The following is a 26,360-nucleotide window of genomic DNA, read 5'->3' as shown; positions in this document are numbered from 1 at the left end:
AGCGTTGGGTAGGTGTAAAAGTTGCTTATACTTTATCCGGTTATAAAGGGTTGATCATTTTATTTTGGAAAGCTTGTCTAATGCTCCGATTCGCCACGACGATGTCTTGATAGGCTCAATGTGGAATCGCCCTACTTTTACACTTTTACACCTACCTAACTTTTACACCTGCAAAGCCTGCTTAATCGCCTGTGCCATTTCCTTGGCTCGGGAAGATCCAATGAAAATTTGCTCACCATCTTTGGTTTCAATGGCCAATCCATTACGGCCGTTGATCGACCACATTTCTTCGCTTGGTAATTCTATATTCATACCGTGCCACTGTGCTATAACAGGGGTTTGTACAACTGCGCAGCTTTTAATGTCTTCCAGCGCGATCTTCTTTTTATCTTGGTACCAAGAGTCTATCTTGCAAATGATTTTTTTGTCAGTAACGACATTTTTTTGTTCGCGTTGGAACAAAGCGTTGATCCACCAGCCCAAGCCAATGATCACTCCTAGGCATAAGGCACTATTTAACCAGCCTTGCTGAGGAGTGATAAATACATTGTTAATTAACTGATAAGCAAGGATTAGCATGATGAGGATGATTGCTGCTATAAGGTCCTTGCCCTGATATTGTTGTTTCTCTTTGAAAAGCTTCTTCTTCATGGTGTTAATCTTTAATTAATACAAAGTTAACATTAAATTTACATTGATAATAACATTAGAAACGAATTAATTGTTCTTTAACTTTGTGGGATGAAGTACCATCCTATATCTGCGGAACTATTCGCATTCAATCGTCGCCGTTATGCCCAATTGCTAAAAGCGGATAGTTTGGCGATCTTTTATGCCAATGATTTATTACCTCGTTCGGGGGATACTTTCTTTCCTTTTCGACAAAATAGCGAGCTGTTTTACCTCACAGGAATTGAGCAACCGGAGACGGTACTCGTTCTTTTTCCCTCTTGCATTAAGGATGATTTTGAGGAAGTGGTCTTTGTTCGCCGCAATGAGGAACGACTGTCCCGTTACGAAGGAGATCAATTGAGCAAAGCGGATGTTCGGCGAATATCGGGGGTCGCTCGGGTTCACTGGCTAGATGAAATGGATGCTATCTTACATGAATTAATGCTATTGGCAAAAAGGGTGTATGTAAACCTTGATGAACACGATCGGTTCCAAAGCCCCGTTCTTACGAGAAATCAAAGACTAGTACAGGAATTACAGCTACACTATCCGGCGCATAAGTACCACCGTTCCGGCCCGTTGCTCAAGCGATTGCGAATGATCAAGTCTCCATTAGAGGTAGAACTTATTCAGCAAGCTGTTAATATTACAGGCACAGCTTTCGAAGAAGTGCTTAAAATGCTAGAGCCAGGGGTACATGAATATGAAGTAGAAGCCGAGATTATAGCCACTTTTCTCCGGCAGCGAGCTTCTGGCCATGCCTACGAGCCTATTATAGCCAGCGGAGCTAATACCTGCGTGTTGCATTATATTCAAAATAATCGCCCTTGCCGTGATGGAGATTTACTGCTCCTTGATTTTGGGGCTGAATACGGTAATTATGCCGCTGACCTTACCCGAACCATCCCGGTCAATGGTCGCTTCAGTGACCGCCAGCGCAATGTTTATAATGCAGTGTTGAGGGTGCAGCAGGCGGCTATAAGGATGTTGCTACCAGGGGTTAGTTTGGAAGATTATCATAAGGAAGTAGGAAAGCTGATGGAAGGCGAATTACTTCAACTGGGTTTGCTGGATAAAACAGAAGTGAAAAATCAAAACCCGGCCCGACCTGCTTACAAGCGCTATTTTATGCATGGTACCAGTCACCATTTAGGTTTAGATGTTCACGATCTCAGTGAGCGCTATTTACCGGTACAAGCAGGTATGGTGTTTACCTGTGAACCTGGTATTTATATCCCTGAAGAAAAGATCGGTATCCGTTTGGAAAACAATATTTTGGTCACCGATCACGGCCCTAAAGATTTAACCCAACGCATTCCCATCGAAGCAGAAGCCATCGAAGAATGGATGAATAGTAAGCTCGTTACCAACTAACCATCTTAAAGTCGGAGTTCAGAAGTGGGAATTCGGAAGTGTTTAGTGTGCCTCCGGTTCAAGAATCGACCATCTAACCATCCAACCATCCAACCATCCAACCAACTAACCATCCAACCATTTTTATGAAAATCACTAAAGTAGAGATCATCCGGGAAAACCTGGAACTTACTCGTCCATATACTATTGCTTTTAAAACTATCTCTGACGTAGAGAATGTCTTTCTAGTACTGGAGCTTGCTGATGGTACCCGCGGTATCGGTTGTTCTGCTCCTTCGCCAGGGGTGACGGGAGAAAGTGTAGACGAAAGTTATCGGGCACTTAAGGAAATAGCAGAACCGGCCTTACACGGGGCCACAATCGAAACCTTTTCTGCAATTTTAGCGGGCTTGCGTCCATTGATGCTAAAGCAACCTGCGGCCCTGGCGGCGGTAGATGTAGCATTACACGATGCATTTACTCGACACCTGGGGGTCCGTTTGGTTGATTGGTGGGGCCTTCGGTATAAAAAGCTGCCCACTTCTATTACTATTGGCATCTTATCGGTAGAAGAAACGCTGGAGCAGGCAAGAGAACACATGGCCGAGGGCTTTCGGGTCATTAAGCTAAAAACAGGAAGAAGCGTAGCGGAAGATGTGGAAGTGTTTGCAAAACTCAGAGAAACGGTTGGTCCTCATATTCCTATCCGTATTGATGCTAACCAAGGGTATAACCCCCAGGATTTGATTGATTTTTCGAAAGCAACAGCACATTTGGATGTGGAATTTTACGAACAGCCTTTCCCTGCGGGCCATGACCGTGGTAAGGTGCAGGCTGGTGATGCCCTAAGTGGTCCGGCCGCCCAACTCAAGTTGCCTGCTGATTTACGAAAGCTTTGCGCCGCAGATGAGGATTTACATAATGCTTCTGATGCTTTACTTCTCGCGACGGAAGCTCAGCCTTACGGTATTTTTAATATTAAACTGATGAAATGCGGTGGCGTTACGGAAGCCCGTCGTATTGCCTTCGTTGCGGAACGCTCTGGCATTGAGTTGATGTGGGGGTGTAACGACGAATCTATCGTTTCCATTACGGCAGCACTCCACGCAGCACTAGCGAGTAATGCTACCCGTTACCTGGATTTAGACGGGAGCCTCGACTTGGCGCGTGACCTTGTTACAGGTGGGTTCATTTTAAAGGATGGGTATTTACAAGCAGGCCCGGGTCTAGGGCTCGGTTGTAACATGGCAAATTCATGAATTTGTCATTGTAGCTTTATACATGGCAAATTCATGAATTTGCCATATGGGAGCCCCCTGGCATTAAAAGAAAAAGCCTCCTCCAATGAGCCAGCGCAATTCTTCTCCATTCCCGGCATAGCATCCAATATGGATGGTCATTAAATCAAACGGGGTGAAGAATGCGCCGCCACCATAGCTGTAATGTATTTTTTCGCTTTCAATATCTTCCAGGCTTACTTTCCCATAATCAAAGGAAGCAGAAAAGCCTATAGACATTGGTATGGCATTATTGTTCCAGTGCAATGCTTTCCAGCGAAGGTCGGTATTGTGGTAGAAGGCGGTTCGTCCGGTAAAGCGATCCCTCCGAAAACCACGAAGGTTACCTTCCGGGCCTAAACCACCGAGCTGGGCACCCAGGAAAAAAGGATAGTTCTCGGTAAATCGATGAGAAACACCTAACTGGGTAGCCAAAACCAGTTTTCCACGGCTGTCAAGTTGCTGATACATGGCCAGCTCACTTTCCAGAAATGGGAAGTTGTATTCCTCTTCATCTAATTGATCGGCCCAGCCGGTGTTCAATTCAAAACGTAGGCCACGTGTGGGGAAATTTGGCTGGTCAACATTGTTGAAACGCAGGCTGGCTTCGAGGTTCATCATTTCGATGCCGTCAAAAATTTCCGGGTGGAACTGGTCGCCTATAGCGTCGATATATCGTCCTTGGGTACGCTCAATGCGGGTAGAAGTTAAGCGTGGGCCCAGGAGTAGTTCGAATTGATCATTGGGGCGCCAAGCTAGTTTTAAGCCTGCGCTGACTCGTCTTTCTCTCAGGCGATTGTATTCACGGCCTAGAATTTCTTCGGGGTTGATAGTTTCGTTGCCTAAGCCATAATAGTTGCTGGCATAAAGTGGTGTTTGTAACTCTCCGGCGAACTGTAAGCCCCAACGGCCAATGATGTTTGAAAAATTACCGGTATAATTAACCCGTATTCCACCAGAGCTAATGGAGCCAATCAGACCATAATAATGCTGACTAGCATAAGGCTCTTTTCGAAAGGCATAGCGTGTATATACTCCTTTGATACCAATAAAAATGCGATCATCTGGATTGAAGCCAATGAAAGGAAGTGCTTGGTTAAAATTGTGCAAATAGGCTTTACTTCGACGATTGTATAAATTCTCCTGCGGGCGCTTACTCCGTCTGTCCTTACTATCTCTGGTATTACTCAACTCGTTTTTTTCGCTGAGGAAATCGTAAATGGTGATTAATCTACCTGACTTATTAGTAACAGATTGGTCATCAAATTCATCTTCGCCTTCTCCTCCGATTAAGTGAACATTAACGCCAAAGTTTACTTCTCCTCGGATTTCAAAAATATCATCATCGCCTAAACCGTAGCAATAAATATTTTTAGTTTCATTGCTCAGGAAAATCCGGTCGTAGAATACGCCTTCTCTTTTTCCCTTTTTATTTGTGTCGAATACCCTGATGCGAGTATGTGCATTATCAATGCGTTCAATCAAAAATAAGTCCTTTTTATCGGTACCGAGAACATCGACCTGCTTGGCCAGGAAGGTATAGTAATCTCTGGCGATATCTACTAGTTTGTCTCGCCGTCCTTTGATAGTTTTGATGATCGCAGGTGCATCTCTGCTAAGGAAGGGTTCGGGCCAAGCTTGAACAAAAGAGGCTTCAATAATGGAGTCCGTCATGGTCGTCTGTAAATGACGGATAGCTTCTTCCCAGTCTTCCCAACCTAGATCGGTCAGGAAACTCTGGTCAAAAAGGAAAGCATTATAGGTGGCCCAATGGGTTCGCCCAAGGTTATCTGTAAATGGCCTCCATTGTTTACTCTTTGGAGATACAATGCGAGCAATATTAAAGATAAAGCCATCATAATTGGCAAAAGCCTGATCCCGGTCCCGGGGAATAGGGCGATAGTATTCGTTTTCGCCTTTGTCTATCTTGGCCCAGCGCCACTGATCATCATGGCGGTCCCAATCTCCGATTACGAGGTCGAATAAACGGGACCTAATGGTCCAACGTTGATCGATGCGTTCATCATGGCTCTCACGTACCTCTTCGATCATGTTGAAAGTGCTGACGATATCTTCAGGATTGCCGAAGGCAGCAGCATCTTCCCATACTTCGTCATCAGGTCTTTCCTCGAAAAGGTAGATCGCTCCTGCATAATCTTTATTATAATCTCCCAGTGCTTTTTGAGAAGGTAAATAGACCACTTCAGGGTTGGCGTGATACACGCCTGCCGCTTCTGCTAATGGGGCAACAGCTACTGCTGCAATAGGGTGGGAGGCAGAGAAATTGTCCCGTACTACATCAAGTATCAAATCCGTATTCAGGGGGTAAGGAACTGTCCGGCTAGGGTCTTTGTCGATAGACCGAAGGGTGTACTGGCGTTTAGTCGCTGTATCCTCCAAGCGAAGCGAATTGGTTTGAAAACCACCACCTCGCTTTACCGGAATTAAGCCATGTGCGGCTAAATCCAGCTCCCTGATATTCATCTCTGTGGCGTAGGCCTGACGGTAGTGCTTACCCCATATAGCCTCTCCGGCATTTGTTCGGGTAAAATCTACGGTACTGAGGGGGAGTGTTTGCTGCTGATTCTCACTGAACTCATCTTTAATAATCTCTTCTTCTGTATCTCCTCGCTCAGCGTAACTGGGTTTTACTTTTTGTTGATAGGCAAGGTGTTGTTCGCCGAGGGTATTGACTGCAAAGTACTGCACCCATAACTGGCCGTCAGGGTAATAATTCAATTGAGCATATCCATAGCCACCATAGGTGAAAAGCGCACCATTGCCGGTTTTTGCAGCACTTGTTTTTGATCCGGCACCGCTAACGATAAAATGTTGTTGATCTAGGTCCCAGTACTGTAAAGAGTGATCATGACCAGCTGCAAAAATAACATCGCCAATGGTATTGGCCTGATTGAGCATTAGGTTCCGGAGGTCTTTGTAAGTAGAGTTGGCTAAATCCTGCCGCGTCCCGATTGAACTTTGTAAAAAACGAACAAAGCTTCCTATTACAGGTAAGGGAACATAAAGGTTATCATTGATTCCCCGGAGCGGAAAGATATGCTCACTGAAAGTGAATTTTCCGCCATGCGGGCCATTACTGTAAATAGGGTGGTGCATAGCCACTATCAATTCTTTTCGGCGATTACTTTTCATCGCTTCTTGTAAGAGGAATGCAAAATCAGCCCTGCTTTTTGCTTCACAGTCTTCGTTGATCTCTTTTTCCCCATTCCAATTGGCCAGCCACCACTCGCTATCAATTAAGAGCAGGGTGATGTCGTCTGTAAGCTCAACCTCTATAGGGTCGCCGCAACCAGGGCGAGGTAACATTTCGGCTTGCCCATTAGAAACTTTGTCTAGATAATTAGCCTGTCTTCTTACTCCTTTTACACCAAATTGATCCCAATCATGATTGCCCGCAACAAAGAAGACCTTCCCTGGATAGTTAGCAAAAATATCTACCTGATGATTGAGGGCAACTTCGGCTTGTTCTCTTTGAAGGGGAGATGATTTGGGAGCCATTCCATCGGGGTAGGTATTGTTTCCCAGGAAGACCAGCGCACTATTTTTTGTTGCACTATCAAGGGTGCCTTTTAATGCGCTTAAGGTGGGGGGCGTCCAGTTGGTAGTTCCTGAACCTGCGTCACCAATAAGATAAACGGAATAACTGGGTAAAGTGTCAGGAGGGAGGTTTTGCTCCCAATCTTGAGCTTCTAGCGCGTAGTTGAGCTTGTAATTGGCACAACTGTTTACTAATAGTAAGACTAAAATAGGGAGAAGGAGGGTAGGTTTCCACATAGTAGGTAAGGCTTCAATAAAGGATTGTTCCTTTTCTAAAAATACTAAAAGCTGGAGAATATAGCCAATAGTAAGAAATAACGCCTTATTTAACGTGGTAAATGCAGAGAGGGTTGAATTGGGGAGAGGGGAAACAAAAAAGAAGCCCTGCGGATACTACCACAGGACTTCGACTTTACACTCACTAGTTATGAAACTTAAGCCAACATTAATTCTAACTCTTATTTCCGCAAAATGTTACACGGAATTATTTTTTTAAAAGTTTTTTTCTTGCCAAGGTTGTCTGGCAGACGTTTTTTGGGGTTATTAATCCTGTGGATTGCTGTAAAGAGTCAGATAAGAAACTAATGGTTGTATGAGATGATGGTGAACACCTTTTTTTATCAAAGATGTTCACCATACGGGATTATTGTTTAATCAATTTAAGAACTTTAAGCTCATCTTGAATAATGGTCTTCAATAGATAAGTTCCGCTAGGAACGCCACTTAGGTCAATACTCAATTGGTGATCGTCTCGTGTATAGGTTACCTGTTTGATCATTTTTCCATTAAGATCAAAGATTTCGAAATTACCAGCTTTATGGCCAGTAGGTAGATCGATTAGGAAAAAACCAGAGAACGGATTAGGAGATATTTTCAAGTTTAATGATTGTTCGGACAACGGTGTACCGCCTGAGGTGAGGTCGATTAATGGAGTATCTTCTCCCTGCCCTTCTTCATAGGGGGTGCTTTCTATGGTGCCACTTTCTGATTCAGTGTCTCCTACGCTGCCACTTTGAACGGTCTCTGACTCACAATCACATTTTACATAACGGAATATTCGGTAGAGAATACCACCGAAAAACGTTCCATTAGGAGAACCTCCATTGTAGCCTGGGAAAGTTGTAAATGTTCCCCAATTGGGATCACTTAGACAGTTGATGTAGTTTCCATTATTATCAACTTCGCAAATTTCCCACCGGCCCTCGCAATCTGCAGGTAAGGTTTGGGTGGCTGCAAATACAGATATCAATCCATTGTTAAGTATTGAAAATCCTCCTCCAAAGCTTGCTAAACTATTAGGGGTGGGTGCTACTTCACGAATCGAAATATCATCGACTACAAAGTCATTACCGTCGCCTATTCCTGTTTCATCTAAAGTAATGGTTAAATTAGTTGGGCTCCAAGCACCTCCACCAGGGTGGATAAAAGTACCTGTGATTGTCTGGTAAACACAGTTGCCTCCACCAGCAGCAATGGTCGTTGCAGGTGTTTGGAATACGGTATTACTACCCAATGGTTTGAATATATTTACTCTAACAACTGGCGTAACATTAAAGACACATTGATCGAGTTGCTTCACTCGCACACAAATCTGATATTCGCGGCCTGGTATCAGGGAGCCATTCAAGTTACTGGAACGGTAAACCATGTTGTCTCCTGCTTGCCCTGTACGACCATTAATGGCTAGGAAGTTAGCCGTTGGACTACAGTTTCCACTAGCATCAAACCCTTGTACAACCCAGCCATTGTTACTCAGAGCACCTGCTTGCGTACCATTAATGACTTCATAGCTGCCAGGCATTGCTAATTGACCGGTGGAATAATTACTGGAGAAAAAAGATAACCCTTCAAAGTCTTCGTTCCAGGCTTCTTCTATATCCTGATCACAACAATCTTCAGATGGCGGTGGCACTTCTTCAAGACAGTTTCCAAAAGTTACGGAGGTCGTTACGCCTGATACAATAGTGGTTTGTAGCTGACCACCTATTGGCGTAGTAGGTGTCCAAGGGGCTTGAATAACCTCTTTAATGATATGAACTCCAGGAGGAAAGTTATTGAAAAACGCCTGCCCATTGGCATCACTTGTAGCAGTAGTGATGATGGTTTGCGTATTAGGGTCAATGAGCTGAAAATCCCATCCAGCTAATGGAGGCTCATTGCTTTGACGTTCTCCATCACAGTTGATGTCGTGGAATTTATTGACGATGATATTGCCCGGTTCTGGTTCTACATTTGATTCACAACATCCTGGCTGGTCAGATTGTAGGCCTATTCCTTGAACATTACCGGTAACCAAGCAAGCTACTGGGGTAACTGGATTCATTTCTTGGGGAATCCAAACATCTACTTCAATACAGAACTGACGAGTGCCGATATCTTGCCATGCGGGGACAACGAATGGTGTAAATGCATCTTGAGCACCAGGTAAAGATGGGTTGTTCAGCGTCTGAGACCCTGGTATAGGTACACCATCAATTCTGATTTCTCGAATGGTTCCTGATGCATAAACATTTAAGTCTTCGATCAGGACATCTTGGGTGCAGTTGCAAAAGCAACGCTGAAAGGTAAACCATTCGTCGGTATTCTGATGATTGAATACACCGGTAGGGTCAAAAGAAATCCATTGACCTCCTTGAAACCATCCTCCAGGAGCATTCCCTAACCGAAAAGCATCAGTTGCCCCTAATGGGCTAAAGGTGATGGACCAAGAAGGGTCAAGCGCACCTGGTGCGATAGGAGTACTACCAGGGTTCAGGTTGGTGACTCCAGTACTTAAATCGATCATTCCATCAACGATGAAGCAACCGTCATTGTCACAATTTATTTGAGCGTTGATGGAAGTTGTGGGCAGAGCAAACGTGCTCAAAGCAATTAGGAGGGGATAAAAAAAGCATTTCATTTTTGTAGATTTTATTCTGAATAAAAGTGAATTGTCACTTGCGAATATCAGTCTTACTACAATTCGTTGAAAGCTTATATAAAGGACGTTTTCTGGAGGAAAATACTAGGTTTTAGGCTTGTTTTTTATTCTGTTTGTGTTGTAATCTTTTGTTTTTTAGTGGTTTGTGTGTGATTTTTTTACTACAGGAAGAGTGAATTTTATTTTAGGGAAACAAGTAATGCACTCTTGTTCTCTCTGTTTGTTATCGCTTTTTAATTAGTAGAAATAGTCATTTCAATGAATTTAACATTTGTCTTTTTTTGAGGCCAAAATGAGTTGCAAAATAATACTGACCTTTAATAGTGACAATAGTTTCTGTTTTAGCTAGTCACCTTCCCTTTTTTCCACCAAATTTTAAGCCAGAAGAATGGGCGAACAAGCTGCTTTCGAAGATCAAAGTCTGTATACATCCGGCAGAGAAGGTCGATGATTTTTGGGTTGTTGGAAATGAAGCCTGTAATTAGGTTGGTTAGCCAATCTATACGCATGATTCGTTGTAGCTGGTAGCTTAGTCGCATTTCAGCACGAAGCACTCGGTCGACTCGGACATCGTAAGCCTTTAGGTATTCCGCATCAAAGCGTTGTTCCACCAGGCATTGCTGTACTTGCTCGGCGGCAATGAACCCACTGTAGAAAGCATTACCAATCCCCTCACCGGTAAGCGGGTCAATGAGATGGCCAGCATCACCGAGCAACATATAATTGTCGCCAGATAAAGAACGCCTTTTTGAGCCCAGCGGTAAGCCATAACCCATCACTTTCCCTTCTAATTTAGCATTCTTAAAACGAGCAGCTATTTCGGGGTGGCCTTGAATAGCTTGCTCCAATAATTCATTAAGGTTTAAGCGACGTTTTTGGATGAAATCACTACGCATTCCTAGGCCTATATTCGCGCCACCATCTGGTAAGGGGAAAATCCAGAAGTATCCTGGGTTAAGCTCGGGGAGAAAGTGAAGTTCAATAAAATTGTCGTCGTGAAATCCCGTAACACCCTTGTAGTAAGCCCGTAGTGCTGCTGCGTAGTGGGCGTTGTCTTTGGTATGCCCCGCAATGTGTCGGCTGAAATAAGAGTAGGCCCCGTCGGCCACTAAGAGGACTTTGCAGCGTATTTCTAAATCGCCGCTTTTGTCTTTCAATAACCAACCATCTGCTGTACGGGAGTAGCTGCTGATTTCAGTATTTTCCCGTAGGTCGATATTTGGTCGACGACGTACTTCTTCCACTAGGAAGTTGTCAAAATCGTTACGTTTCATCACGTAGCCTGGTGAATCTTCTTGCGCTTTGTCGTAGTTGAGTTTAAAAGGAAGTTCTAAAGCACGTCCACTGGAAGGTATAAATCGAATACCCCAAACATCAATGTTGGAGGCTAGGGAGCGAAATCGTTCCAGTATATTAGGGTCGAGCCGCTGTAAAAGCGTGGTTACTTTACCACTGATGGCGTCTCCGCATATTTTATCACGAGGAAAGGAGGCCTTGTCTACTACCAGAGAGGGGATACCTAAATAACTTAATTTCAATGCTGCTCCTGCTCCTCCCGGACCCGCCCCTACAATACATACATCCGTTGTTATCATCTCTAGCGCAAACTATTTTCGCTCAAGTTAAAGCTTTAAGGGTGATATAGGAAACTAAGCTGGACTTTTGCCAGAAGTCCGGTTAAATTGAAAATGGGAAGCCGGAATAATGCATTCCGACTTCCCATTTCTGACTTCTGACTTTTCTATCAGCCGCCAATCCGATAGCCAATAGATAATCGGCCATAAGGCAAAACGCCTCCATCAAAACTTCGGCCGATACCTAAGCCAATGTCAAAAAGAACTCTGTTGGAATTAGAGACAATTTTTTGACCAATCATAAAGCCTAACCCCGGATCAAGATCTGTAACAGCACCTGCAAAAATACCAATGTGGAAACGGTCAAGTCCCTGACGAGGGTTAAGGTAATATTTACCAGCCACCCATACACCACCGCCGCCTTCAACGATTAGGGCATTCAAGTCGATTCCGAATTCATCACTAACACCATATTCCACACCGACACCGATGCCGACGAAAAGGAGTGCTATAGGATTTACTTTGATTTCGGTTTGTGCACGGAGGCTAAAAGTAACACAAACGAATAATAGGGAAAGCAGAATGAGTTTCTTCATGAGTAGTAGGTTTTTAGTTTGAGCAATTAGGGTTAAGCTAATTGCCGAACCAAAGCTGCTAAAAAAAACGGTCGACTACAATAGGCAGCCGACCGTTTAATGGATTTTTAACGCAATCCTTAATTTATTCTAAATTAGGCTTTTGCGTAATTCTATCTTAGGATAGTGATATTTCCTTTCTGTACGAGTTCGTCTCCATTCGGGCACAATACACGTAGGTAGAAGCCGTATACATCGGGAGCTAACGGCTCACCACGGTAAGTACCATCCCACCCCTGGTAAGGGTCTTGGGTGCGGAACATCTCCTCGCCCCAGCGATTGTAAATCAGAAACTCTACCTCCGTAAGTTGATGAAGGAAACTGCTGCGTAAGTGCAAGACATCATTGTCACCATCATTATTAGGCGTAAATGCATTGGGCAGGTATACATGATCAACATCACAGGTGCCGTCAATGGCGAATACACTGGTTTCCAGTATTTCTTCACATCCTAGCAAATTCACCAGTACAGAGTAATAGTTATCTCCTGTCATGTCTGGCGTAACAACAATGATAGGGTTGTCCTCAGCGGGTGGATCCCAATCATAAGTACAACCAATACAACCTTCTACCGTAATGGTCGAAGACTCACCCAGTAATATAGTGTCAGGGTCAGCTGTAATGCTCAGGTCTCCGAGGAGATCAATAACGGTTACCGTGGTATTTAATACCGTAGAACAACCGAATTGATTGGTTACCGTGGCACTAAAGTTATTGGTGATATTGGGGTCAACCGTTACAGTGAATTGATCCAATGCTGTCAGTACGCCTTCTGGATTCCATGCTACAGTCAATATTTGATCGGGGTCGCCATTTAACACAGATAAGTCTACTGTTGCTGTTGGCTCACAGATAATCAGCGTGTCAGTGATGGTTGCATCGATCGGGAAGTTATTGATATTGATGGTGTCACGTTCTGTACAACCAGCATCACTGGTAGCAACAGCGTATGCTTGACTGGCACCTGCGGGTGGGGTAAAGGTGATCTCGGTCCCACTGCCCAAAGGCATGTCGCCTGGTAATAAGAACCAGTTGATACTCTCTGCGGGGAAGTCGGTGTTGGCCGTCAAGGTTACGTCGCTAGGGTCACACAGTACGATGCTCTCAGGGCTAATCGAAAGGTTCAGCTCTGGAGAAATATCAATGTTGATCGTATCAATAACGGAACAACCAAAGCTGGTGTCCACTACGGTTACAAAGTAGGTAAGCGGCATTCCTGTCGTCACAACAGGATTCCAAGGATTTGTCAAATCAATAAACTCATCGTCTGGCGTCCAGGTATAAATGAGGGTAGGGTCACCTCCGGGATTGATAGCCGTAGATTCATTTGCACAAACAATGACATCCTCTAGTGGAAGTTCATCTGTGAAGATTTGTAGGCAAATTTCCTGGCTACTGCTTTGCGCACAACCCGTAAGTGGATCGGTAGCAATAGCGGTATAGGTGAAGCAGCCATCCAGATTGGGTGGAGTAACAGTAACCGTACTGCCCATGCCAATGGAATCACCATCAAGGTACCAGACAATATCTGCTGCTACGGCGGTAGTAGCGGTTAAAACTACCGGTGCCGTTTCGCAAAGTTGTGTGCCGCCTTCCGTTTGTAAGTCGATATCTGGCTGCACGATGACAGTGATTGAGTCGCTATCTGTACATGATGTTGTCGGATCAGTAATCGTAACATAATAGGTCTGATTTTCCGTAAGGGTCGCTATTGGATTAGCGGGGTTGCTTAAATCAAGGCCTGTCGTCGGAGACCAGTTGTATTGGTAATCAGGATTACCTCCAGGGTTTAGCGGTGTAGATTCATTGTAACAAATGAATAAAGTATCAGCAATCTCTCCTTCAAATTCCTGTACGTTAACCGTAAACATCACCGTATCCTGACAATCAAATTGATTGGCTACAATCGCAGTGAAAATAACAGTTCCAGTTTCATTGACAATGATATTGACACTACTGCCATCAGTTGGTCCGATAATGTTTTCTTCGGGGCTCCAGCTGTAGGTGAGGATATCATCTTCATCAAGGTTGATAATCGTAAGCGTAGTATCAACACCCTGGCAAGCGGTTATTTCGCCACCATCGCCCAGTTCTATGTCTACACCATTGTCTACAACAATAATTGTGTCCATGGCCATACAGCCAAATTCATCTGTTGCTTTTGCAATAATAGTATCTGTACGGAAAGGGTTGATATTAATACTGCTACCTGTGCCAATCACGCCATCAATGGTACTACACCATTGGATATCGACATCAGCATTAGGATTGACTGTTGCGTTGATATTGACCGTTTCGCCACAGGTAATAACAACGGGTTCTTGGTCGAGCTCCAACATGATGTCTTCTGGAACAAATACCACTACGGAGTCGGTCACGAAGCAAGTGTCTGCTCCAACGGTTGAGTAAGCTGTTGCAAAGTAAGTCGTCGTTTCCAGCGGCGTTGCGACAGGGCTGGTAGCCGTAGGGTCATCAAGGCCGGTAGTGGGCGTCCAATTGTAGGTCAGATCAGGATCACCGTCTGGGTTGAGTTGAATATCATCACCAAGACATACCACAAGGGTATCCGAAAGCGAAATATCCAAATCAACGAAGTCTATCTCCAATACTTCTGTAATGGTATTGCTACAATCGTTGGCGGTGCCAATGGTTAGCGTTACCGTTAGAGGCCCTTCCGTAAGAACAGTTGTTTGTGGGTTCTGCAAAACACTCGTCGGAGGAAGTCCGTTGTCGAAAGTCCAGCTCCAGCTAGTCGTATTATTAAGTGTATTAGTGGACGTGTCGTAGAACTGAATCACCGCAGAGTTAGCGGAACATTCCGTGATTTCATAAGTGAAGCCAGCAAAAATCTGTGGTTCTTCCACTTCTACCTCCATCGTAAATGCTTGTGCACAACTAACATCATAAACGATGTCTAAAGTGACGGTATAAGTACCGGAAGCTGCATAAGTATGTACCGGGTTCTCTTCATAATTAGGCCCCGTTCCATCTCCAAAGTCCCAGACGTAGCCGAAAGCGGAAGTACTGGTGTTTGTGAAATAGACAGTTCCGCCATTACAATCGATCATACTCGTAAAGCTCAGGTCAATAGCAGGATCAACCACGGCCAAATGAACGGTCTCTTCTGTGGTACAACCAAATTGATTGGTCACGACAACGGTTACATCTTGCTGTCCGATAGTTTCTATGTAATCAGGTGTTGCAGAGGTCTCAGTACCAGGCACAAATACTTCTGCAGGAGACCATAGGTAGGTCAGGTTATCATTAGGGTCGAGATTGGTGACACTTAATAGTAGCTCTTCACCTAAACAAACAGCTACAGTATCTGCTACACTAATATCTACAGGCCCGCCACAAACGGTGACCTCTTGACTCTCGGTAGGACAACCTGTGCCATCATCTGCTATAACTGTGAAAGTATGGCAACCTGAAAGTTCTACTACGTAGGTTGTTCCGTTGTTGACCAATGTGTTGCTTCCATCGTACCATTCAAAGGTAGCAGGAATAGCAGCGCTAGCTGTTAACGTAGCTGTAGGAGTACAGAAGGTACCTTCGCCTGCTACTTCCAAACCTATTGCAGGGGGGACAATAACCAGTACGTTTTCGGTCGTACTACATCCAAACTGGTTAGTGACTAGTACGCTCACTGTTACTTCTCCACTGGCTTCAATATAATCGGGCGTTGCAGAGGTCTCAGTACCAGGCACAAATACTTCTGCCGGCGACCACAGGTAAGTTAGGGTGTCATTAGGGTCAAGGTTGGTAACACTCAAGAGTATCTCTTCTCCCAGACAAATAGCCAGGGTATCAGGGACTTCAATGTCGACCAGGCCTCCGCTGACGGTTACTTCTGTTGTTTCACTACATTCGTTGGCATCAGTGGCAGTAACGGTATAGGTCGTCGTGCCTGATAATACGGGTGTAAAGGTTTCGCCGGTAAATACCAAGGTATTGCCATCAAACCAATTGAAAGTTGCAGGTACTGCTGCTGTAGCAGTCAAGGTAGCCGTTGCTGTACAGAAATTTCCTCCTCCACTTACTTCTAAATCGATCACTGGTGGTACAAACACCTCTACTGTTTCGATAACAATACAATCATCCGTACCAGAAGCGGTAATGGTAACGGTGTAGGTTGTACTTACTGCCGGATTGAAAAATGGCTGCGGGGAACTGGTGTCACTAATACCTGTAGCTGGGCTCCAGCTATAAGTAAAGGCAGGATCACCGCCTGGCATAATCAAAATAGAGTCGCCAGGGCATACCAAGTGTAAATCAGGGAACTGATCAGTAGGTGGCCCCAGATTGATGGTAATATCTTGGGTAGCACTTGCTGAGGTACAGCCATCTACTGTAGTAATCGTTAGTACGGCTGTAAATGTTTGGTTGCCTGTAATTGTGAGTGTCGGGTTTTCCTGGTCACTGGTACCGTTGCCATTACTGAAAACCCAGGCGTAGGTATCGGTATTGTTTGCACCGTTGATAGACGTATTTGTAAATTGAACCTCTACAAGGTCAGGGGTACAGCTGTTGTAGCTAACCGTAAAATCTGCGCTTAAAGGCACATCAACGACAACAACGTCCTGCGTAATCATTGCGACACATCCGTCAAGACTGGTAACGGTAAGGCTTACAGTATAAGTCCCCGCAACTGGATAAGTATAGCTGGGGTTTTCAAGGGTGCTTATATCTGTTACTGTGGTAAGGTCGCCAAAGTCCCACACGTAAGTGTCCCCATTGGTGCTGGTGTTGATAAAGTTCATCGTTAGTCCTTGTTCACAACCCGTCATGGTCGTGAAGCTAGGGGCCGGCTCCATTAAGCCAGTAATGTCCACCGTTTGGGTATAAGAACAATCGGTATCCAGGTCGGTAATCGTCACTGTATAAGTGATGTCTCCGGCAAAGGTAAATGTTGGAGAAGGGCTGTTCGGATCATCCAAATCGGTGATTGGACTCCATGCGAAGGAATAGCCACTTAGATTTCCTGTTGCAATAATTTCGATGGTTGACCCTAAACAACCACTAAGGGTAGTAGGGTAGACCAGGCTTCCATCATTGGGGTCAAGTACGATGAGTTCTTTACAAATATTAGTAGAACAACCCAGGTCGTCCATGATAGCTACACAGTATTCACCAGCAACACCTATTGATATTTCAGCAGTATTGGCGGTGAAGCCATCTGGCCCAGTCCAACTGAAGGTGACATTGCCGGTTGCACCAAGGTCACTAGCAACCCAGGTCGTCAAATCACCTTGACAGATTGTGTCGATGCCTTCTACTGTTCCTTGGACGATAGGAACGTTGATTTTTCTAGCAGTAGTCGTATTAGCAAACCACCAAGTATTGATCGTGTTTTTGTCTCCATAGCCAGTCGTAGCGTCATCATTGAAACTATCACAATCAGAGGAGTTGATGTTGAAGTTGTCCCAATTTCGGCAGTTGGTTTCACACGCACAGCCATTGCGGCCATCTTTTACGGCTCCGGTACCGGGATCATCGACGATATTGCGGTCATCCCAATAGAGGAAATTGGAGGAGATATTAGGTTCACAAGTAGGCCGAATGGTTTCAATACAATAGCCATTTTTCATGAACTCCACGTCGTAGGCTGACCAGTGCTGGATACCTTGCGAGTAGAAAAATATGAGGTCGATGGTGTCACCAACTGAAATAGGAGTACCATCGCCACGCAAGCCATCCCATGGAATACAATCACTGAGGTTTCCTTGCGTGAATTCGTATACTAAGGTAACATCCTCAGAGTCGGGGTCGAGAATACCGTTTTGATTAAAATCCAGAACCACTTCTACTTGCCCTGGTTTAGTAACGGCAACCTCAAGGCAGAAGCTATCCTGGTTGATACAGTTAAAAGAGTTGGGGGTTGTCAACTGGCCACAGACACCACTAGGGAAAAGGGTTATATCTGGTTCTGAAAGGAAAATCTGGTGTTCAGCAGAGTTAAGTGTCGCATTTATGCCAGGAATTGATTTCCGATCTTCCGTCAGGTCGCCAGACATTCCCGGTCCGGTACTGTTAAAGGTAATATTAAAGGATAGTCCTTGTAAACCGGCATCGGCAAAGTCGATACGGGAAACGAAGCCATCCGTTGTATAGGAGTACAGCGTTCCGTTAAATTCCCGGTTCCAGTCACAATCAGGGAGGCTGGTGATGTCGCGTTGGGGAGTACGAAACGCCCAGTTGCGCGACCATACACGGCCGTCAATTGGGGTGCCGTTGTTGGCTACCGTGATGTCCCAAAAAGGAATGTTTACTTGTCCTGGGTTAGAATCAGGAAAAGAACCATCAGCGAATTCTACAATGTAATTACCTAGTTGGGTAGGCTGAAATTCATACATCAGCTGCCCACTTTGTAGCGTGGTAACACTGTAGTTGCCAAAAGCCGTTTGGCCCCAGTTGTTGGCGTTGGCATTACTTGGTGTAACAGTGAAAGGACCGTGGACAACTACACCGTCGATGGCCCGTCGAATTCGGAATCGGTATTGAGGAGCAAATGTACCCGCAAAGATAACACCATCGGCGTTGTACTCGGGAGACAGTGCCAGGAAGACTTTTTCATTTAAATCGCCAATGGTCACGTATAGGCGACTGCTTTCAGGACCGTCGAAGGTGGCGAAATTTCCGAAATCAGGGTTTCCTGTTTCCAGCATTACCGGAGAGTCATCTTCGGTAGGAGCTACTTTTTGTACCCCTTCCGCAAAAAGATTGGAAAAGGAGAGCAGGGAAATTATGCTGAGTACTAGCCAATGGCGGCTTTGAAGACCAAGTGATATGTTTGTGACAAACTTCATGGGGTTTGCGTTTTTCAGTTTTAGTCGTTGATTATTCCTGTTTTTCATCCTAGTTTTCTTTGTTGGATTCGGCTGAGCGTACTTCTACGCGGCGTTCCAGTGAAGCAAATAGGTTGAAAATGGAATTCTTGGGATCGTCCAGTTTATCCGTAACCCGTGGATCAGCCTGGGTTTCACCCAGTGGTTGTTCATTAAATCGTAGCGCTCCAATTTTTCTGTATTCTTCAAGTGCACCATCTTTGTACTGGGCAAAAAAGTTCTTTACCGCTACAATTCTACGTGAGCTCAGAATTTCATTGTACACAGATCCAGCTCGTGGACTTGCGAAGCCTTTGAGGTCAAGGCTGAAGGTGTTTCCTCCTTCCAACCAAGCGAGCAAGCGCTTAGAGAATTCTTCCAGATCATAGCGACCACCACGTACCTCCAGGTTAAAGAAGTCGTTGAAGCGGCGGCGGGTACGGAAGGCTTCTTCCAATTCCATCTCTGCGGTGAAGTTTTGAATGAAGTCTTGCTTCTTTTTGTAATACTCCACGTTGGTACTTACATATTCTACATTGGTTGTTGGACTTCTTGATCCTGGGTTAGGGTAGTCATTGTCATAGTACAAGTACAGTGGCAACATAGAATTAGGATCGTCGTAAGGTTCGAGGTAAACATCGAAGCTGATCTTTCCTCCTCCGGCATCTAAATCGGCAGGTGAGAAGGAAATGATATCCATAACGGGCTTGTAGCCCTTGCGGGAAACTTCGAGCTGATAAGGGTGATCCAGGTTGATGGAAAAGCGGAAGTCGTTGCCTTCAGGGTTGATCTTTTCGGCAATCACTTCGCCTGTTTTGGGGTCGATTAAGCGAACCTCAGCGCCAGGCAATGGGAGTTCGGTATTCGCATCGAAAGTAAAGATTTCGAGCAGCTGCCCAAGGTAAAGATCCTTGCGGTAGGTGCCTGTTTCTGGTACTTCGGGGCCAGACAAATCAAGTGAAGTAAGTGCAGGGCCGTAACCTTCGCGTTCGCCACGAATGACATAGCGTTTGCCTTTTTTGACAATGAAGCCAAATTGGTGTGCCTGAAAGTTAGTGGTGCTGTCCACCAGTACTTCCCCTTCTTCATCGGTGTATTCATAAAGATAGACCGTGCTGCCTGTGAGCGGTAGCTTGTCGAGTAAACGATAAGTGTATACTTCCAAGACTAAACCAGGTTCGAGGTACAAATCACGGCGTATTGTGGACACCTCTGCCAGTTTTGGATCATTGGTGTCAATAGAGACCTTCGTTGCGGGAAGATATCCGTCTTTTCGCGCAAAAACTTCGTATTTATTGCCGCGCTTTAGATTGAAATGATGATCATTTCCGCTGGGGTTCACAATGCTGTCTACCAAAACTAATTCTCCGTCAGGAAGATATTCGTAAAGATAGACGGTGGTGCCGATCAAGGCGGTTGAGTCCAGTTTGTTAAACGTAAAGACATCCAGCTTTAAATCTGGTGATAGATACAAGCGTCGTTCTATTTCTTTCTTGCTAGCCAACTCAGGATCTGTGAGGTCTAGCGTATCACGGTCAACCGTAAATCCTGGTTTGGTAGCTACCAGTTCATACTGCTTGCCGGGGATGACAAGGAAGTTGAAATCGTTGGCTGTAGGGTTTTGTATGCTATCGACGAGTCGACGACCACCAGGATTCAGTTCGTAAAGGGCAACGCTGGCACCAGGGAGTTCCGTAAGCTCTAATGCATGGAAGGTCAGTGCAAGGAGCTTGATTTCATCCGTGATTCCTACGCTGTAAATATCGTTACAACAAGCGTCATTGCCATCATCCCAAAAAATAGCCAGTGAATCTGGCCGATTGGAGGCAAAATAAGCTTGTTCTTGGCCAGGAAAACGCGAGTAATACAAGTCGTTGTAACTGCTGTTTACGGGGATACTCATGTGAGTAGGGCGATCCCAGCCTCGGCCATTCCAAGAAGTGCGGTATACATCATAGCCTCCCATGGTTAGCCGTCCATCTGTACTGAAGTACAAGCTTTGGGTAGGTGCGTAGTAGAATGGAGTGACATCATTACCATTTGTATTGGCAACATCAACAGCTTCTACTGGGCCGCAAAGACCACCGGGCAGGATTTCTGCCCGATAAATATCCAGCCCACCTTTACCTCCTTGGCGATCGGATGCGAAATATAAGAAAGGATTATTGGTAGCGGGGTCTACGCCGACACTCGGTTGAGTATTGGTGGCCAACGCATCATTCAAGGGGAGTCGCTTAGGAATTCCCCACTCGCCATCATTGGCGACCATAGCGGAATAGATTTCACACCGGAAATCCTGTGTTCCTCCTTTATAATCACAAAGTGTGAAATAAACAGTATTACCTGTTTTGTCGAAAGCGCTGTGTGCGGCCATACGACCAGGCTGATTGATTGACTTAGGGAGTTGGTCAATTTTTTCGGCACCAGGTTTCTGGTAAAAGATACGAGCTAAACTGCGCCGTGGCAGGATAGAATCTTTCTTGATGAAGTATCTCAAACTAGAAAAGAAAAGCGTGTCGTTGTGATAAAAAGGAGCAAAGTCATTGTTCGGAGAATTAATTTCATCTCCTTGGTGGCGGACGGTTGTCTCTGCGGGCCTGGTGGCTACGTCGGCAGCCCATTCTGCATTGATCCGTTGTTTTTCAGCTTCATCCAGAAATACAGGGTCTACACCATCAGGGTCACTGGTTACAAACTGTTCGTAAAGATTAGACGCTTCTCTATAGAGCCCTTTCTTTTGCAAAACTTGTGCTATTCGATAGGTAAGTAGCGGGAAAGAATCGCGTTGTTCGCTGGAATGAACCCTTAAATAGGCCTTTTGAGCGGTGGTGTATGCGGTAAACTCCTGTGCACTTTCGCCAAGGCGATACCAGAGGTCCATGCGGGAGGTGTCGTACTTCAGGGCTACGTCATAATAACGATAGGCACTGTAGTAATCTTCTTTTGCGTAGGCTGCATCGGCTGCGTTGATCCATTCGCTCAATTGTTGAGCCATTACACTGGAACCAAAGAAGAGAAGTAAGGTAAAGAGGGGAAGTAATCGTTTCATAATTCGCTTGCTCATGTGGAGGGATTAGATAAGTGGACAGAACTTGAAGTTAGGTAATGGGCATACCTTCTTGATGAGGTAACGAACGTTTAGTTCCAGTCCTCCTCGGCGGTTGGTTGCAATGTTAAAATCAGAAATGTTAATATCGTAGCTCAAGCTGGCTCTTAGCATCTCATGATAATGGATCTCGAGTGCCGGATACCAAGCGTCGCCAAATTCGTCGAAGCGGTAACCAACGCCAAGTAAAGCAGACCATTGTTGCCCAGGGTCGCGATTAATGTGAAGCTTTATGCCTGCTGTGCCAAGGTACTGACGATAGGTGTTTTGGAATTGGGCCATTGCGGCAAGCTGTATATCGACGGGGTCGCCTACCTGAATAGTGCCGCTAGCATAAGGGCTCCAGCGGACAGGGAGGTTTACTTTTTCATCTTCGATGAAACTCATGTCGGGGCGATTGAGGTGATGAACACCGATGCCCAGGTCGAGTTTTGAACGCTGGTCAAGCAAATCAATCAAAGCACCACTTTGCAATTCCTGCCAGCGAAAGTTGATGCCGATGCCAGCATCCATGAAAATATGACTTTGGTTAGCAAATGTTTCATTGCTCCCAAGGTTACTATTAAACTGCCCTACGAGAACGTCGAACTGGCGGTCGAAGCGCAGGTCGTCGGTGTCGAAGGCACGTTGCCCTAAACCGAAGGTAAGCCCTCCTGTAAAGAAAGCCTGGTCATTTAGAGGGTAAGTATAAGAACCATATAGACCTACTTGTGCCATGGAGAGCCTTGACGCCCCGGCCTGATCATAGTTTACAGCAATGCCTGAAGCAAAAAAGCCCGGACCACTACGACCGCAGGTGTACTTGTGGTCAGCGGTAGCGGTAAATGTTTTATAGGATACAGGAACCTGATTCCATTGGCTGCGATAACTGGCCGAAATTCGGGTTTCTCCTGCAAAAACACCCGTTAAGGCCGGATTAAGCTGAAGAGGAGCATTGGAAAATTGGGAGTAGTGGAAGTCCTGTGTATGGCCTATTACTGTATAAAGTAATACGATACAGAGTGATAGGAGTATTCTTCTTACCATCATTTAAAGTTGTTTCATGTTCATTCCAGCCTCAAGACTGGAGGGATTATTATAGGTATAGTGTTCGAGTATGCTTGGTCCTGTTCGTTGCAATGGTTGTTTTTTAAGACTTTAGACAAAGTTTTAAGTCACGTACATTGGACATATTACTTCCACTATTTACGTGTTTACGCAAATACTTGGATTTTGTTCTGCTTCTAGAGAATTTGCTAACACTTAGCATATGATCTATAGCACAGCGTCCTGTGTAAACCTATCTAAGAATAGGTATTAAGTAAAGTTGTTTCGCGAAATCCGGTAAAGCAGTTGGATGCTTTGTAAACGTAGAGGCAAAATGATTCTTGTGAAAGAAGCGTTTTGCAAGACGTAAATAAAGCAGGCGCTTTTTTAGAGGAGAAGTTATGATTTGATCAAAATGCCTTCAGAAATTTCGGGCATCAGTTGCATTGCGAAAAATAACGCTTTCCTACCGTAAAATAAATTTTAGACTCGTTTTTCGACTTTTATTTGGTGAAACGAAATCTTTTCCGGTTCTTTACGAAAGAATTTAGCTTTTAAACGAAACTAATCTGATTTAGGGCCGTTTACAAGCACAATCGCAGCTAATACTTACTTTTTATCCCACTGGTAGGTATTTAGCACACATTACAATCCAACACGCCAATAAACCAAAGGAAAATTTTTTTCTTTTGGTGATAGTTTTGTAGCTTTATCCCAAGCTGTTCAACTATCTATTGAACTGGCTAGTTAACTGTCATCCCAGTTGATTATTCAGAGTTATCCCACCAAGTTTGATTTTTGTTTTGACGCCATCCATTACGGAAGGTGTTAAATCGCTTTCAAGTAATTCGGTCATCCCATCGAGTACTATGAATCGACTAACTACTTCCCAAATGATTTTGCGAAGAGAGGAACTTCTTTGTCCCTGCCTTCGGTCTTTATCAAACAACTCAAAAGGAATTTAGGCGTGAAACAAATTTTACTAACAACGATGATGGTTTTTCTGGGAGGGCTCGCAATGAGTGTCCAGGCAAACAATCACTACTTCGTGCAACTAGAAGGGGAAGGGGAAGGAACCTCCTGGAAAGATGCCACAAGTAACCTACAAGAGGTACTGGCGAAGGCGCAAGCTGGAGATGTCATTTGGGTGGCAAACGGTACTTATACTCCTACAAATGAGGCAGACCGTACAGCAAGCTTCATCATCCCTGATGGTGTTCAAGTTTATGGTGGCTTTACAGGAGTGGAAAAGAAACTAACGGATCGTGTTTTAGGCGAAGCCAAGACCATCCTAAGTGGAGAGATTGGAACAGAAGTTCCTGAAGATAACACTTACACGGTTGTTTATTTTCAGAATGCTAGTGCTGCCACTATTCTTGATGGCTTTATTATCACTGGAGGTTATGCCGACGGTTTGGTAGAAGGAGCTGACTTGACAACCTGTGGTGCTGGTATCTATAACAATGGTGAGTTCGGAGTGTCTTCTCCACTTATTCAGAATTGCATTTTAATGAATAACTTCTCTCGGGAAGGTGCTGCAATCTACAACTACGCGAACGATGGTGAGACATCACCAACAATCAGCGATTGTCAATTCGTTTACAATCGCTCCGACTTCAACGGGGGTGCTATTTTCAATGATGGAAATTTTGGCACTTGTAATCCAACAATTAAAAACTGCAGCTTTAAGGGCAATGAGTCAATGTATGGTGCCGGTGTTTTAAACCGCGGCCTATACGGTGAATGTCTGCCAGTGATCACTGACTGTGCATTCGTAGACAACTTCTCTGTTGTTCGGGGTGGTGCAATCTACAACCAGCGCGAAGGTCGCGGTGTTTGTGAAGCACAATTGGAAGGCAATATTTTCGAAGACAATGGTTCTACCATTGGTGACGGTGATGTTGACCAGACGAATAAGTTCCTGAACGAATCACCAGATCAGCCATCTAGGGCTGGTGTGCGCATGAGAAGTGCAGAAGCTATTTCTTACTAGAATTAAGAACTTGTTTCATTTTGCCTGATAAAAGCGGGCTGGTAAGCATAAACGCTTATCAGCCCGCTTGTTTTTTGTAAAGACGGTCGGTTCACAATCAGGAACGGATCTTATTCGTTTCCATATTTATGATCAATATTTTACGTATGCGTCCTTATTGTTTGTCCCTTCTTTTTTTCTTTTTTTTACTGGCATTTAGCTGTGAAACGGCAGTTCTCGATCCTTGGCCACCAGCGCTGGGAGACTTAGTGCAGGGCATTCAAACTCATTTTGTGCCGGATCGTCGGGTCAACCGCCTGGATGTAGATGGTGCAATAATGGAAGATGGTAAACTCTACCTGTGGGGAGAAACTACATTGCCAGAAGCAAAGGATAGTTTATTGAGGGCATTGGCTTCGGTAGATTATCAGATCGTTGACAGTATCAAGGTATTACCCGCTGTGGAATTAGGCGATGCTACTTATGCTCTAAGCCGGCATTCGGTGGCTAATTTGCGTTCTGAACGTGGGCATTCTCAAGAATTAGCTACCCAAGTTTTACTAGGTACTCCGCTAAGGGTCTTGAAACAAGAGGAAGAATGGTTCTTTGTACAATGCCCGGATGGTTACCTGGCTTGGCTACATGGCGGCGAGTTGGTTCGGATGACTTTCGCTGAATTGGCTGCCTGGAAAGCGGCTGACCGAGTGATTTTTAAAGTAGAAAGTGGTTATAGTTATCAAACTGCAGCTACCGATAGCAGGCGTATAGGTGATTTGGTCAAGGGAGGTATCTTAGAAAGAAAGGGGACAGAAGGCAATTTTACCAAAGTACTTTATCCAGACGGACGAGAAGCCTATGTACCAAGTGAAACCCTCGAAGGATTTGGCCAGTGGCTAGATAGCCAGCACTTGTCTTTTTCAGAAACGCAAAAAATCGCTAAAGCTCAGCTCGGGAAACCTTATTTCTGGGGAGGCACAAGTCCTAAAGCGATGGATTGTAGTGGATTCACTAAGACGGTATATTGGCAGCAAGGGTTTATTATTCCCAGAGATGCTTCTCAGCAAGTTCACGCTGGGGCGCCGGTTGATTATGACGAAAACCTGAAGGGATTACAAGCAGGTGACCTTTTGTTTTTTGGTCGCTATCGAGAAGATGGTACAGAGAAAATCACCCACGTTGGTATTTATTTAGGTGATGGTGCTTTTATCCATAGTGGTTCGGATAATGGAGCTAATGCCATCCAGCAATTATTTCCGGATCGGGCAGGTTACGCACCACATCGGCGTGAAAGTCTTCTCCGAGCTAGACGACTAGGGCCAGAGACAACGAATGTCCAGCGAGTCGCAACTCATCCTTGGTATTGGTAAGTTGGTCGCATCATGTTGCTGATTGGTAGCTTTTGCTCTAAGCCGGTACAACTTTTCTTACTTTTTGGGCATTTAT

The 26,360-nt window shown here is 44.9% G+C and carries 12 protein-coding genes; 4 read left to right on the top strand and 8 right to left on the bottom strand.

Translation table 11 applies throughout. From position 1 onward, the window contains the following. Positions 1–162 precede the first annotated feature (162 nt). Entirely contained in the window at positions 163–651 is a 489-nt protein-coding gene (locus ACRBG0_RS15560) for a hypothetical protein (protein ID WP_431487787.1), read from the bottom strand. A gap of 90 nt (positions 652–741) precedes the next feature. Between ACRBG0_RS15560 and ACRBG0_RS15555 the strand changes: the two genes are divergently transcribed. Both ACRBG0_RS15555 and ACRBG0_RS15550 read left to right on the top strand, forming a co-directional pair. After that, a complete protein-coding gene (locus ACRBG0_RS15555) occupies positions 742–2,046 on the top strand; it encodes an aminopeptidase P N-terminal domain-containing protein (RefSeq protein ID WP_431487786.1) in 1,305 nt (434 codons plus the stop codon). Between the two features lie 125 nt (positions 2,047–2,171). Then, complete coding sequence (locus tag ACRBG0_RS15550) at positions 2,172–3,284, top strand: mandelate racemase/muconate lactonizing enzyme family protein (RefSeq protein ID WP_431487785.1); 1,113 nt, start codon at positions 2,172–2,174, stop codon at positions 3,282–3,284. Between the two features lie 63 nt (positions 3,285–3,347). On the opposite strand, the gene ACRBG0_RS15545 is transcribed toward ACRBG0_RS15550, so the two are convergent. The 7 genes from ACRBG0_RS15545 to ACRBG0_RS15515 all read right to left on the bottom strand — a co-directional run bounded on the left by ACRBG0_RS15545 (position 3,348) and on the right by ACRBG0_RS15515 (position 22,948). Then, entirely contained in the window at positions 3,348–7,097 is a 3,750-nt protein-coding gene (locus ACRBG0_RS15545) for a metallophosphoesterase (protein ID WP_431487784.1), read from the bottom strand. Between the two features lie 406 nt (positions 7,098–7,503). Next, complete coding sequence (locus ACRBG0_RS15540; protein WP_431487783.1) at positions 7,504–9,759, bottom strand: T9SS type A sorting domain-containing protein; 2,256 nt, start codon at positions 9,757–9,759, stop codon at positions 7,504–7,506. Positions 9,760–10,121: 362 nt separating this feature from the next. After that, the gene (locus tag ACRBG0_RS15535) at positions 10,122–11,375 is read right to left on the bottom strand and encodes an NAD(P)/FAD-dependent oxidoreductase (protein WP_431487782.1); all 1,254 of its coding nucleotides are present in this window, start codon (positions 11,373–11,375) and stop codon (positions 10,122–10,124) included. A gap of 149 nt (positions 11,376–11,524) precedes the next feature. Then, on the bottom strand, positions 11,525–11,950 hold the full coding sequence (locus ACRBG0_RS15530) for a hypothetical protein (RefSeq protein WP_431487781.1): 426 nt from the start codon (positions 11,948–11,950) through the stop codon (positions 11,525–11,527). Between the two features lie 152 nt (positions 11,951–12,102). After that, positions 12,103–18,795 (bottom strand): PKD domain-containing protein, encoded by a 6,693-nt coding sequence (locus tag ACRBG0_RS15525; protein ID WP_431487780.1) that lies wholly within the window; start codon positions 18,793–18,795, stop codon positions 12,103–12,105. 49 nt (positions 18,796–18,844) lie between these two features. Further along, positions 18,845–21,877, bottom strand: a complete 3,033-nt coding sequence (locus ACRBG0_RS15520) for a hypothetical protein (protein WP_431487779.1) — start codon at positions 21,875–21,877, stop codon at positions 18,845–18,847. Positions 21,878–21,886: 9 nt separating this feature from the next. Then, the gene (locus ACRBG0_RS15515; protein WP_431487778.1) at positions 21,887–22,948 is read right to left on the bottom strand and encodes a PorP/SprF family type IX secretion system membrane protein; all 1,062 of its coding nucleotides are present in this window, start codon (positions 22,946–22,948) and stop codon (positions 21,887–21,889) included. A 964-nt stretch (positions 22,949–23,912) separates the two neighbouring features. Here ACRBG0_RS15515 and ACRBG0_RS15510 point away from each other — a divergent pair. Together ACRBG0_RS15510 and ACRBG0_RS15505 are read left to right on the top strand one after the other, a co-directional pair. Then, positions 23,913–24,938: a hypothetical protein gene (locus ACRBG0_RS15510; RefSeq protein ID WP_431487777.1), complete on the top strand. Its 1,026-nt coding sequence runs from the start codon at positions 23,913–23,915 to the stop codon at positions 24,936–24,938. A gap of 146 nt (positions 24,939–25,084) precedes the next feature. Continuing rightward, positions 25,085–26,284, top strand: coding sequence for an NlpC/P60 family protein (locus ACRBG0_RS15505; protein ID WP_431487776.1), 1,200 nt, complete (start codon positions 25,085–25,087; stop codon positions 26,282–26,284). Positions 26,285–26,360: the final 76 nt, after the last annotated feature.

Source organism: Lewinella sp., from assembly GCF_050633125.1.
Classification (GTDB): domain Bacteria; phylum Bacteroidota; class Bacteroidia; order Chitinophagales; family Saprospiraceae; genus Lewinella.
The sequence above is the reverse complement of the archived record's forward strand: the minus strand, read 5'-3'. Positions and strand labels throughout refer to the sequence as shown.